Annotated in this window: 14 protein-coding genes; 9 read left to right on the forward strand and 5 right to left on the reverse strand. The window is 54.7% G+C overall.

All coding sequences use genetic code 11. The annotated features are described in order from the left end of the window. Positions 1-98: 98 nt before the first annotated feature. The gene (locus AC2T6E_RS01470; RefSeq protein ID WP_214593926.1) at positions 99-596 is read right to left on the reverse strand and encodes a YqhG/Tai3 family protein; all 498 of its coding nucleotides are present in this window, start codon (positions 594-596) and stop codon (positions 99-101) included. Next, the gene (locus AC2T6E_RS01475) at positions 596-964 is read right to left on the reverse strand and encodes a hypothetical protein (RefSeq protein ID WP_337255969.1); all 369 of its coding nucleotides are present in this window, start codon (positions 962-964) and stop codon (positions 596-598) included. Before AC2T6E_RS01475 ends, AC2T6E_RS01470 begins: the two co-directional genes overlap by 1 nt. A 458-nt stretch (positions 965-1,422) precedes the next feature. Between AC2T6E_RS01475 and ymcF the strand changes: the two genes are divergently transcribed. The 7 genes from ymcF to patD all read left to right on the forward strand — a co-directional run bounded on the left by ymcF (position 1,423) and on the right by patD (position 8,743). Next, positions 1,423-1,611, forward strand: a complete 189-nt coding sequence (gene ymcF, locus AC2T6E_RS01480) for a cold shock small protein YmcF (protein ID WP_052302284.1) — start codon at positions 1,423-1,425, stop codon at positions 1,609-1,611. An 82-nt stretch (positions 1,612-1,693) separates the two neighbouring features. Continuing rightward, positions 1,694-3,103, forward strand: coding sequence for an aminotransferase-like domain-containing protein (locus AC2T6E_RS01485; RefSeq protein WP_486690290.1), 1,410 nt, complete (start codon positions 1,694-1,696; stop codon positions 3,101-3,103). A 272-nt stretch (positions 3,104-3,375) separates the two neighbouring features. Further along, on the forward strand, positions 3,376-4,521 hold the full coding sequence (gene ydcS / locus AC2T6E_RS01490) for a putative ABC transporter substrate-binding protein YdcS (RefSeq protein ID WP_447853564.1): 1,146 nt from the start codon (positions 3,376-3,378) through the stop codon (positions 4,519-4,521). Positions 4,522-4,538: 17 nt separating this feature from the next. Beyond that, complete coding sequence (locus AC2T6E_RS01495) at positions 4,539-5,552, forward strand: ABC transporter ATP-binding protein (RefSeq protein WP_211445498.1); 1,014 nt, start codon at positions 4,539-4,541, stop codon at positions 5,550-5,552. A 7-nt stretch (positions 5,553-5,559) separates the two neighbouring features. Next, the gene (locus AC2T6E_RS01500; protein ID WP_374040842.1) at positions 5,560-6,498 is read left to right on the forward strand and encodes an ABC transporter permease; all 939 of its coding nucleotides are present in this window, start codon (positions 5,560-5,562) and stop codon (positions 6,496-6,498) included. Continuing rightward, a complete protein-coding gene (locus AC2T6E_RS01505) occupies positions 6,488-7,294 on the forward strand; it encodes an ABC transporter permease (RefSeq protein WP_486690294.1) in 807 nt (268 codons plus the stop codon). Before AC2T6E_RS01500 ends, AC2T6E_RS01505 begins: the two co-directional genes overlap by 11 nt. 24 nt (positions 7,295-7,318) lie before the next feature. After that, on the forward strand, positions 7,319-8,743 hold the full coding sequence (gene patD / locus AC2T6E_RS01510; RefSeq protein WP_182400671.1) for an aminobutyraldehyde dehydrogenase: 1,425 nt from the start codon (positions 7,319-7,321) through the stop codon (positions 8,741-8,743). A 38-nt stretch (positions 8,744-8,781) separates the two neighbouring features. Here patD and AC2T6E_RS01515 read toward each other — a convergent pair whose 3' ends face one another. From AC2T6E_RS01515 to AC2T6E_RS01525, 3 genes are read right to left on the reverse strand one after another with little or no spacing between them, the layout of a single operon-like run. After that, positions 8,782-8,964 (reverse strand): DUF1869 domain-containing protein, encoded by a 183-nt coding sequence (locus AC2T6E_RS01515; protein WP_010431529.1) that lies wholly within the window; start codon positions 8,962-8,964, stop codon positions 8,782-8,784. A gap of 4 nt (positions 8,965-8,968) precedes the next feature. Further along, on the reverse strand, positions 8,969-9,322 hold the full coding sequence (locus AC2T6E_RS01520; protein ID WP_108417365.1) for a TehB family protein: 354 nt from the start codon (positions 9,320-9,322) through the stop codon (positions 8,969-8,971). 27 nt (positions 9,323-9,349) lie between these two features. After that, positions 9,350-9,676, reverse strand: coding sequence for a TehB family protein (locus tag AC2T6E_RS01525; RefSeq protein WP_108417515.1), 327 nt, complete (start codon positions 9,674-9,676; stop codon positions 9,350-9,352). Positions 9,677-9,920: 244 nt separating this feature from the next. On the opposite strand from AC2T6E_RS01525, the gene AC2T6E_RS01530 reads away from it, so the two are divergent. Beyond that, a complete protein-coding gene (locus AC2T6E_RS01530; protein ID WP_042716204.1) occupies positions 9,921-10,094 on the forward strand; it encodes a GhoT/OrtT family toxin in 174 nt (57 codons plus the stop codon). Between the two features lie 86 nt (positions 10,095-10,180). Further along, complete coding sequence (locus tag AC2T6E_RS01535; RefSeq protein WP_126816254.1) at positions 10,181-10,936, forward strand: alpha/beta fold hydrolase; 756 nt, start codon at positions 10,181-10,183, stop codon at positions 10,934-10,936. The last annotated feature ends 68 nt before the right edge of the window (positions 10,937-11,004 follow it).

Here is an 11,004-nt window from a genome sequence, read left to right on the forward strand (position 1 = left end):
TATGTCGATGCCATTCTAAGCCGCGCCAGCGCTGGGTTGCAGAAACAGACCTGGCTTAATTACCCATAACAGTTTGCCCTGCGTAAAACCTGATGTGCTTAAAGCCCACTTTCAGCAGCCAACCTCGCCCGGGCAATTGCTCCGGCATTAAATATCGGATGCTCGTAGTTATCGGTGACCTCACGGACTCTGTATATTTTCCATGTGCCCGATTCCCGGCGGGCGAATACCTCAAGTTCTATTTTTCCTCCATTTTCTACGCCAATCCACACGGGCAAAACTTCACCCCCCATGAAAGTCGTAGCGGGGCCGACGGTTAGCGCCGGTACCCATGCTGGATCATAATCTTGTGCGTAAGTGAAGTAATCAGACTCCAGCAAATCTTGCTCGGGTATTGATTCTATTTGCTCAATTCTCGAGAGCGTATCGGCAGAGACATACTCCCGCAGATCAGCATTCGAGAATTCTCTTTCGCTACTGGTCAAAGACATGAGATAGAGTGAATAGAATGAACGCACCCGGGTCGTCACGCCACTATCGTGCTTAACAGAGCAAGCAGAAAGCCAGCATGCGCATAATACAATTGCGATTCGCATCAGTTCATCCTGTAGATTTTGTAAGCCGGGTGAGAAGCACGATAACCCGGCCCCGGATACATACTGCTCTGGCGGAAATCGGAAATCCATTGTGTTCCATCATACATAGTCATGTGGCCGCTGGCGCTTCCTCCCGGGTAAGGCTGGATCACTGCGACATCACCACTTCGCAACACAGAACCCGAGGGAACTTCACGAAATCCCGCGCGAAGTAAAGAGGGTCCATAGTCTTTTGCGTTTCGTGTTCTCTCCAGCTGTATACCGCCAGCTTCTATAGCTTCCCGCGTAAATGTCGCACATTCGTGATGCGAGCGGCCGAGAGCGCGTGACCGAAGATGTGAGAGAGCAACGTCTTTATTCCAACTCATTCTTAGTTCCTTTATGCAAAGTTAGAACGAAATTCCTACGTGAGGAGGATACCTATCAGGTTCTTTACCCTATTTTTAATACGCCCAGGCTTGGGAGAGAGGTAGGCAAAAGATGTTATATAAAATATCTATATTTCATAGGGTTATGCTGTGGCGTGTAGGAGGTGCCCACACCAATATTTGAATCCGTAATGTGCAAAGACGGAATAAAAACCATTTTTTTATGAATTTTACGCATTAAACCGCTTGCCTTGTCGTCTGCGTCGTGCGTTAATGGTCTTCTGGTTTTGAGTCCAAATAAATATCTGACGTAGTTTTATAAAGCAGTTCTCATCACGTTGTGCCTCTCCGCAGCCTCTCTTGGGTCTTTATCTACTTTCCGATTAGTTTTGTTTAAAACCATTATTGCCTGATCGGCTCATGAGTAATTTACGTTTTTACGTTTACAGGAGAATCCTATGACTTCTTATATCCATTTTCGCTGCCCATGCTGTCATGGCTCGCAGTACCGTACTTCAGTTTTTGATGTGTCTGAGAAAAATCCTCACGGCGCGAAATGCATTTTTTGCAAATCGTCGATGGTTACGCTCGATCACCTGGCCGCAGCACGTTCTGCCCAGAGCCATATCACTGAGTACCGCAAGTAATTAACAACGCTTTCCATAACAGTTAGCAAAATCTTCTCTTTTTCTCCTGCTGATATACACTGTCGGCAATAAGGAGAATCTGATGAAAAAATACCAGCGTCTGGCGCAACAAATTATCTCGCAGATTGAGCTTGGCGTATGGCTGCCGGGCGATAAGCTGCCTTCGCTGCGAGAGCAGGTGGCGAGCAGCGGCATGAGTTTCATGACCGTGGGCCACGCGTATCAGATGCTGGAAAGCCAGGGGCGCATTGTCGCCAGACCGCAATCGGGCTATTACGTTGCCTCGCGCCCGACTGCGCAACAGCCAGCTCCTCCGGCTCAGGTGATGCGCGATGAAGTGGTCGACATCAATACCTATATCTTCGACGTGCTGCAGGCCAGCCGCGATCCCTCCGTCGTCCCGTTTGCTTCCGCATTTCCCGATCCGCGCATCTTTCCGCTTCAGCAGCTTAACCGCTCGCTGGCGAACGTCAGTAAAACCGCCACCGCGATGAGCGTGATTGAAAACCTGCCGCCGGGTAACGTCGATCTACGCCACGCCATTGCCCGCCGCTACGCGCAGCAGGGGATGAACATCTCACCTGAAGAGATTGTCATTACCGCAGGCGCGCTTGAGGCGCTGAACCTTAGCCTGCAGGCCGTCACCGAACCCGGTGACTGGGTGATCGTTGAAAATCCCTGTTTTTATGGTGCTCTCCAGGCGCTTGAACGCCTGAAGCTGAAGGCCCTGTCGATAGCGACCGACGTGCGCGAGGGGATCGACCTGAATGCCCTTGAACAGGCCCTGAATGATTATCCGGTAAAAGCCTGCTGGCTAATGACCAACAGTCAAAACCCGCTTGGCTTCACGCTGAGCGCGGAGAAAAAGGCGCAGCTGGTGGCGCTGCTAACGAAGCATAACGTCACTCTGATTGAGGACGACGTCTACAGCGAACTCTATTTTGGCCGTGAAAAACCGCTTCCGGCCAAGGCATGGGACAGGCAGGACATGACGCTGCACTGCTCCTCATTTTCAAAATGTCTGGTGGCCGGTTTTCGCATCGGATGGGTCGCGGCGGGAAAGCATGCGCGCCGCATTCAGCAGCTGCAGCTCATGAGCACCTTATCAACCAGCTCACCCATGCAGCTGGCGCTGGTGGATTATCTGGCGACAAAACGGTATGACGCCCATCTTCGCCGTCTGCGACGCACGCTGGCCGAGCGCAAGCAGCAGGGGTGGCAGTCGCTTTTGCGCCATATGCCTGCTGGCGTCAAAATCCATCACAACGACAGCGGCTATTTTTTATGGCTGGAGCTTCCGGCGCAGTTGGATGCCGGGCTGCTGAGCGAGAAAGCGTTAGTGCACCACATCAGCATCGCGCCAGGTAAGATGTTTTCAACGTCAGACAGCTGGACACCGTTTTTCCGGTTTAATACCTCCTGGGCGTGGGGAGAACGGGAAGAACAGGCTGTTATTCAGTTGGGAAAATTAATTAGCGAGATGCTGGAATAAATCGCGTAGTCGGCTTTTAAATAATCCTTCCTTATCTTTATGACGGCGCTGCGAATATCCCTCAGCGCCGTATCATAGGAAATCTGCATACTCCCTTCCTCTGCTAACTCCTTGTCTATAATCCAGTTAACGGGGAATGCGCCCTCGGTCACACCTTGATGAAATTTCCTTTAGCCGAAAGGTGCGGCGCATTTGCGCGGTCTACGTTTAATTAAGGAGATATTTTTACGGCAAGGCTGCCGCTAAATTTCATTGCGACTGGAGTAAATCTAATGAGCAAAAATTTTGCCCGCAGCAGCCTGTATGCGCTTGGCATGACAATCATGACCGCGCAAGCCGCCGAACCGCCGAAGGCCATCGGTAACGGGGAAGGACGACTGGATATTATTGCCTGGCCGGGGTACATCGAACGCGGTCAGACGGATAAAAATTATGACTGGGTGACCCAGTTTGAAAAAGAGACCGGGTGTACCGTCAACGTCAAAACGGCGGCCACATCCGACGAGATGGTCAGCCTGATGGCGAAAGGGGGATATGACCTGGTCACGGCCTCCGGTGACGCCTCGCTGCGCCTGATCATGGGGAAACGCGTTCAGCCGATTAACCCCGATCTCATCCCCAACTGGAAAACCCTCGACGCACGGATTGTGAAAGGGGAATGGTTTAACGTTGACGGCAAAGTCTACGGCACGCCGTATCAGTGGGGGCCAAACCTGCTGATGTACAACACCAAAACTTTCCCGACGCCGCCGGACAGCTGGAGCGTGGTATTCACCAAACAGAATTTGCCTGACGGTAAAACCAACCAGGGACGCGTGCAGGCGTACGACGGCCCGATTTATATCGCCGATGCCGCGCTGTTCGTCAAAGCCACTCAACCGCAATTAGGTATTAAAGACCCGTACCAGCTCACCGAAGAACAGTACGCCGCCGTGCTCAAGGTGCTGCGCGATCAGCACGCGCTTATCCACCGCTACTGGCATGACACTACCGTCCAGATGAGCGACTTTAAAAATGAAGGCGTGGTGGCCTCCAGCGCCTGGCCGTATCAGGCGAATGCCCTGAAGGCAGAGAACCAGCCCGTTGCCACCGTCTTCCCGAAAGAAGGGGTGACCGGCTGGGCGGACACCACCATGCTGCACGCGCAGGCAAAACACCCAATGTGCGCCTACAAATGGATGAACTGGTCGCTGACGCCAAAAGTGCAGGGCGATCTGGCGGCCTGGTTTGGCTCGCTGCCGGTGGTCGAGGAAGGCTGTAAAGCCAGCGCGCTGCTGGGTGATAAAGGCTGCGAAACCAACGGTTATAACGAGTTCGAAAAAATCATGTTCTGGAAAACGCCGATCGCGGAAGGGGGTAAATATGTCCCTTACAGCCGCTGGACGCAGGATTACATTGCCATCATGGGCGGTCGTTGAACGTCCGGGAGCAGAACATGACGTACGCAGTAGAGTTTAATGACGTTTCCCGTCTGTACGGCGACGTACGAGCGGTGGATGGGGTGACTATTGGCATTCGTGACGGGGAGTTTTTCTCCATGCTGGGGCCTTCGGGCTCCGGCAAAACGACCTGCCTGCGCCTGATTGCCGGTTTTGAACAGCTGAGCGGCGGCGCGATAAAAATCTTCGGTAAAGAAGCCAGCGAATTGCCTCCCTGGGAGCGCGACGTCAACACCGTATTTCAGGACTACGCGCTGTTTCCGCACATGTCGATCCTCGATAACGTAGCGTACGGGCTGATGGTTAAAGGTGTCGACAAGAAAAAACGCTACGTGCTGGCCGGTCAGGCGCTGGAGAAGGTCGGCCTGAGTTTTGCCGTCGCGCGTAAGCCTTCACAGCTCTCCGGTGGCCAGCGTCAGCGCGTGGCGATTGCCCGCGCGCTGGTGAACGAACCCCGCGTGCTGCTGCTGGACGAACCGCTAGGCGCGCTCGATCTTAAACTGCGCGAACAAATGCAGTTCGAGCTGAAAAAGCTTCAGCAGGAGCTGGGCATTACCTTTATTTTCGTCACCCACGATCAGGGAGAAGCCCTGTCCATGTCGGATCGGGTGGCCGTCTTCAACAACGGGCGTATCGAGCAGGTTGAGACCCCGCGCGAACTTTACATGCGTCCTCGCACGCCGTTTGTCGCCAGTTTTGTTGGCACCTCTAACGTTTTTGATACCGCATTGGCCCGTCAGGTCTGTGGGATGGAGGGGATGTATTCGCTGCGCCCGGAACATATTCGTCTCAATGAGGGCGGTGACGTTCAGGTGCAGGGCGTGGTACAGGCGGTACAGTATCAGGGCGCGGCCACGCGCTTCGAGCTGCGTCTGGCTGACGGTGCGAAACTGCTGGTCAGCCAGGCAAACCTTACCGGAGGCGCGCTCCCGGCAGGGATTGCGCCCGGACAGCAGGTGCTGGCCTCGTGGTCACGCGAGGCCATGGTGTTGCTTCATGAGGAGAGGTGAAATGGACATGAGCGTTTCACCCACGCCCGCGCCGCACGGTAGGTTAAGCCGTATTACCGCCTTGTTCTGGCGCAAACCGTCGCTTGGCCTGTTCCTGCTCCTTCTCGCGCCGCTGATGTGGTTTGGCATCGTCTATTTGGGTTCGCTTCTGACGCTGCTGTGGCAGGGTTTCTATACGTTCGACGACTTCACCATGTCGGTGACGCCCGATCTCACCTTTGCGAACATTCAGGCACTTTTCAACCCGGCGAACTACGACATCATCTTGCGCACGCTGGTGATGGCTCTTGCGGTCACTGTCGCCAGCGCGATCCTCGCGTTTCCGATGGCGTGGTATATGGCGCGTTATACCCGCGGTAAGTGGAAAGCCTTTTTCTACATCGCGGTGATGCTACCCATGTGGGCGAGTTATATCGTTAAGGCTTACGCCTGGACGCTGCTGCTGGCGAAAGATGGGGTGGCACAGTGGTTTCTCAGCCATTTGGGGCTTGAGCCGCTCCTGATTTCTCTGCTTACGCTTCCGGCGATTGGCGGTAACACATTGTCGACATCAGGGCTGGGCCGCTTTCTGGTCTTCGTCTATATCTGGCTGCCGTTTATGATCCTACCCGTGCAGGCGGCGCTGGAGAGGTTACCCGCTTCTCTGCTACAGGCGTCTGCCGATCTGGGCGCGCGTCCGCGCCAAACCTTCCGCTACGTGGTTCTGCCGCTGGCTATTCCGGGGATTGCGGCAGGATCAATATTTACCTTCTCGCTGACGCTCGGGGATTTTATCGTGCCGCAGCTGGTGGGGCCGCCGGGATATTTCATCGGAAACATGGTCTACGCCCAGCAGGGGGCCATTGGGAATATGCCCATGGCTGCCGCATTCACGCTAGTTCCGATTGTGCTGATCTCGCTTTATCTGGCGTTCGTGAAACGCCTGGGAGCATTCGATGCACTCTGATCGCGCACCGTTGTTCCTGAAAGTGGCCGCGTGGGGCGGGGTCATCTTCCTCCACTTCCCGCTGCTGATTATCGCGATCTATGCGTTCAACACCGAGGACGCGGCTTTCAGCTTCCCGCCGCAGGGGCTAACGCTCATGTGGTTCAGCGTGGCGGCAGGGCGTGGGGATATTCTTGAATCAGTGACGTTGTCACTTAAAATTGCCAGCTTATCAACCGGCATTGCCCTCGTGCTTGGCACGCTTGCTGCAGCGGCACTGTGGCGCAGCGAGTTCTTTGGTAAAAACGCGATCTCTCTGCTGCTGCTGTTGCCGATTGCCCTGCCGGGGATTATCACCGGCCTGGCGCTGCTGACGGCATTCAAAACCATCAACCTTGAGCCGGGATTTTTCACCATCGTTGTAGGACACGCCACCTTCTGCGTGGTGGTGGTTTTCAACAACGTGATTGCCCGGTTCCGGCGCACGTCCTGGAGTCTGGTGGAAGCGTCGATGGATTTAGGTGCAGACGGCTGGCAAACCTTTCGCTATGTGGTGCTGCCTAACCTGGGCTCGGCGCTGCTGGCCGGAGGGATGCTGGCGTTTGCGCTGTCGTTTGACGAAATTATCGTGACGACATTTACGGCGGGACACGAGCGCACGTTACCGCTGTGGTTGCTCAACCAGCTCGGTCGTCCGCGTGACGTACCGGTCACCAACGTTGTTGCACTGCTGGTGATGCTGGTCACAACCATCCCCATTCTGGGAGCCTGGTGGCTAACCCGCGACGGCGAAAACGGTGCCGAAAGCGGGAAATAACATTGATTTCAACAGGACAATGCTATGCAAAAACTACTGCTGATTAATGGTGAACTGGTGGCCGGTGAAGGGGAAACGCAGCCGGTCTACAACCCTGCCACCGGCGACGTACTGCTGGATATTGCTGAAGCGTCAGCGGCGCAGGTCGATGCGGCCGTTCAGGCTGCGGATCGCGCGTTTACGGAGTGGGGGCAAACGACGCCTAAAACCCGCGCCGAGTGTTTGCTGAAGCTGGCTGATGCCATTGAAGCGCATGCTGAAGCGTTCGCCCGGCTCGAATCCCTAAATTGTGGAAAGCCTCTGCACTGCGCGCTGGGGGACGAAATCCCGGCGGTGGTCGATGTGTTTCGCTTCTTTGCGGGCGCGGCGCGCTGCCTGAATGGACTGGCCGCCGGCGAGTATCTTGAAGGGCATACATCAATGATCCGCCGCGATCCGGTCGGCGTCGTCGCGTCCATTGCGCCGTGGAACTACCCGCTGATGATGGCTGCCTGGAAGCTGGCCCCCGCGCTGGCGGCAGGCAACTGCGTGGTGATTAAACCTTCTGAAATCACCCCGTTGACGGCCTTAAAGTTGGCCGAGCTGGCCAGAGACATCTTCCCGGCAGGCGTACTTAACGTTCTCTTTGGGCGCGGTAAAACCGTCGGCGACCCGCTCACCGGGCATGAAAAAGTTCGCATGGTCTCACTCACCGGGTCGATTGCCACGGGAGAGCATATTATCAGCCATACGGCTTCCTCAATTAAGCGCACCCATATGGAGCTGGGCGGTAAAGCACCGGTGATTGTTTTTGACGATGCCGATCTGGACGCCGTGGTGGAAGGCGTGCGCACGTTCGGTTTCTACAACGCCGGACAAGATTGCACCGCCGCCTGCCGTATCTATGCTCAGAAGGGCATTTACGCCGCGCTGGTTGAGAAGCTTGGGGCCGCCGTCGCCAGCCTGAAAATGGGGGCGCCGGAGGACGAGTCGACAGAACTTGGCCCGCTCAGCTCTGCCGCACACCTGTCACGCGTGTGCAACGCGGTTGACGAGGCAAAAGCGCTGAGCCATATCCGCGTGGTGACCGGCGGGAGTAAACACGACGGGGCGGGCTACTACTTCCAGCCAACCCTGCTGGCCGGGGCGAAGCAAGAAGATGCAATTGTTCAACGCGAGGTGTTTGGTCCGGTGGTCAGCGTGACGGAATTTGACGACGAAGCGCAGGTACTTGCCTGGGCCAACGATTCGCAATATGGCCTGGCGTCGTCGGTCTGGACCAAAGACGTGGGCCGCGCCCATCGCCTGAGCGCGCGCCTGCAGTATGGCTGCACCTGGGTGAATACCCATTTTATGCTGGTGAGTGAAATGCCGCACGGCGGCATGAAATTATCCGGCTACGGCAAAGATATGTCGGTCTACGGGCTTGAGGATTATACGGTTGTCCGGCATGTGATGATAAAACACTAAAAACCATGCCCGGCGGCCAGTATCGCCGGGCGTTTTATTTACCAGCCACATACCTCGTGCTCATTTTCCGTATCGTAAGCGCGGACGGTATTCACCAAATCTTTCACCACGTCTGCGGCGACGTCGGGGATAAGCAACTCCATTGGTGCGTCAGTTTCATAATCCACCGAGACGCCGTTGCTGTTGTTGGTCACGGTCACGGTGTACGTTGCTTTACTCACGACGTTACTCCTTATATGTATTAACAACTTTCCCGATACCTGCGCCCTGAAGCGTAACGTCAGGATCGGCAAAAAAGTCGATATTGAAATAGGTATCGTCGGTCAACAGCTCAATGCGATGCCATTTTTCCGGCGGTGAGATGCCAAACGAACCAGCCTCGATCACCTGTTCCAAATCCGGTTCTGTTGCGTCTGCATCCGGGAAGCCAAAATAGCGCACCGCGCCCTGCATCACGGACAAACGGCCGTAGACGCTGGCTTTCGTATTATGATGGGTGAAAAGGGCTTTTGGCGCGGTGTCTTTATCCCAGAAGGGCGTGGAGCGGGTATGCACAAAATTCTCAGGAATACGTAGCATAATGATTTCCTATTAACTAAAAGCCACTTAAAGCGACCTCAGTACCTCGGGTTCGACGAAAAAATCGATGTTGAACAGCGTGTCATCGGACATGACCTCGATGTGATGCCATTTCTCCGGCGGAAAAACACCGAAGTGCCCGGCCTTGATAATCAATGTGCTGTCAGGCTCGGGCGTCAGTTCATCGGCGTAGCCTAAGTAGCGTACGGCGCCTTGCATAACGGAAAGGCGCGGATAAACGCCCGGACGGGTACCCGTGTCGAGATGACGCTGAAAGATCCCGGCAGGGGCGGTGTCTCGATTCCAGAAAGGAGTGGAACGGGTATGAATACAACTCTGCGGAATGCGTAGCATTTTGCCTCCCATGAATGTCTGCCTTTATTAGACGCCTTTCAAAAACAGAGGATTTGTCAAAAAGTGCATTTAAGATGCGTGTTATAGATAAGGAGTATTGCCTGCTCTCCCTGTTTGTTACGCAAGATACTCAGTTGTTATTATCCATAAATTTTAAGTGGTTATTCTGTAACGAAAAAACTTGATCTGTATCAACATATGACGCATATTGCGTGCGGTTATTTTTTCGGCTCTGGAATACAGAATGACGTTGTATCAAAAGATGTTGGTTTTTTACGCAATCATGGCTTCCCTCTGCGCATTAATTACCTGGTTCCTCTCCAAAGACCGCAAACGTATCCGCCTGCTCAGCGCTTTTCTGGTGGGCTCAACGTGGCCAATGAGCTTTCCCGTTGCGCTTCTGATCTCGCTTTTCTGAAGCACGCTTCCATTTTTAAACGATGAACATGGCATTCCAGATACGATAACTGTATAAATACACAGTGCATCGTAAAAGGAGTGCTTATGAACAGTTTTTACTCGCAGCAGGCCGGTTGCACCGTGCGCTGGCATGACTTGCCCGGTACCGGCGATCCCGTGGTGTTCATTCACGGGCTGGGCTGCGCCTCTTCCTATGAATATCCCCGTGTCGTTTATGACCCGCTGTTTGGCGCGCGCAGAGCGATTCTCATCGATTTGCCCGGCAGCGGCTACAGCGATAAGCCTGAGCACTACAGCTATAAAACTACCGACCAGGCGTACGTTGTGGCGGAACTGATTGATCACCTTAAACTGGATGCCTTCTGGTTATACGGCCACAGCATGGGCGGCAGCATTGCTATTGAAGCGGCGGGGCTGCTGGCAACGCGCGTGAAGGGACTGATGGTCTCAGAACCCAATTTTCATGCGGGTGGGGGAATGTTCAGCCGGTCAATTGCCGCACAAACCGAGCAACACTTTCTGACGCAAGGTTATGACGTGATGCTGAGCGCGGAAACGACGGCGTGGGCGGGTTGCCTGAAAAGCAATGCTCCTTATGCCGTCTGGCGGGGCGCGTCGAGTCTCGTGCAAGGTGTTGAACCTGACTGGGCAACACAATTCCTGTCGCTTGCCTGCCCGGTTACGTTGATTTTCGGCGAGCAGTCGCTGCCTGATGACGACGAGGAAAATCTGAAGCAGAAGGGCGTTGAGGTGAAAATCATCCCTGCGGCGGGGCACTCAATGTCGTGGGAAAATCCCTCTGCGCTGGCGCAGACGCTAGCCGGGTGTATAGTGGTGTGATAATGGCCCGCACTGCTGCGGGCCAAAATATCAGGATGTAGGCCGGGTAAGCGCAGCGCCACCCGGCA

The sequence above is a fragment of the Enterobacter sp. B79-1 genome (genome assembly GCF_057444735.1).

Coding starts and splice junctions, on each gene's coding strand:
- AC2T6E_RS01470 (WP_214593926.1), bottom strand. CDS start 596: ATGCGAATCGCAATTGTATTATGCGCATGCTGGCTTTCTGCTTGCTCT.
- AC2T6E_RS01475 (WP_337255969.1), bottom strand. CDS start 964: ATGAGTTGGAATAAAGACGTTGCTCTCTCACATCTTCGGTCACGCGCT.
- ymcF (WP_052302284.1), top strand. CDS start 1,423: ATGACTTCTTATATCCATTTTCGCTGCCCATGCTGTCATGGCTCGCAG.
- AC2T6E_RS01485 (WP_486690290.1), top strand. CDS start 1,694: ATGAAAAAATACCAGCGTCTGGCGCAACAAATTATCTCGCAGATTGAG.
- ydcS (WP_447853564.1), top strand. CDS start 3,376: ATGAGCAAAAATTTTGCCCGCAGCAGCCTGTATGCGCTTGGCATGACA.
- AC2T6E_RS01495 (WP_211445498.1), top strand. CDS start 4,539: ATGACGTACGCAGTAGAGTTTAATGACGTTTCCCGTCTGTACGGCGAC.
- AC2T6E_RS01500 (WP_374040842.1), top strand. CDS start 5,560: ATGAGCGTTTCACCCACGCCCGCGCCGCACGGTAGGTTAAGCCGTATT.
- AC2T6E_RS01505 (WP_486690294.1), top strand. CDS start 6,488: ATGCACTCTGATCGCGCACCGTTGTTCCTGAAAGTGGCCGCGTGGGGC.
- patD (WP_182400671.1), top strand. CDS start 7,319: ATGCAAAAACTACTGCTGATTAATGGTGAACTGGTGGCCGGTGAAGGG.
- AC2T6E_RS01520 (WP_108417365.1), bottom strand. CDS start 9,322: ATGCTACGTATTCCTGAGAATTTTGTGCATACCCGCTCCACGCCCTTC.
- AC2T6E_RS01525 (WP_108417515.1), bottom strand. CDS start 9,676: ATGCTACGCATTCCGCAGAGTTGTATTCATACCCGTTCCACTCCTTTC.
- AC2T6E_RS01530 (WP_042716204.1), top strand. CDS start 9,921: ATGACGTTGTATCAAAAGATGTTGGTTTTTTACGCAATCATGGCTTCC.
- AC2T6E_RS01535 (WP_126816254.1), top strand. CDS start 10,181: ATGAACAGTTTTTACTCGCAGCAGGCCGGTTGCACCGTGCGCTGGCAT.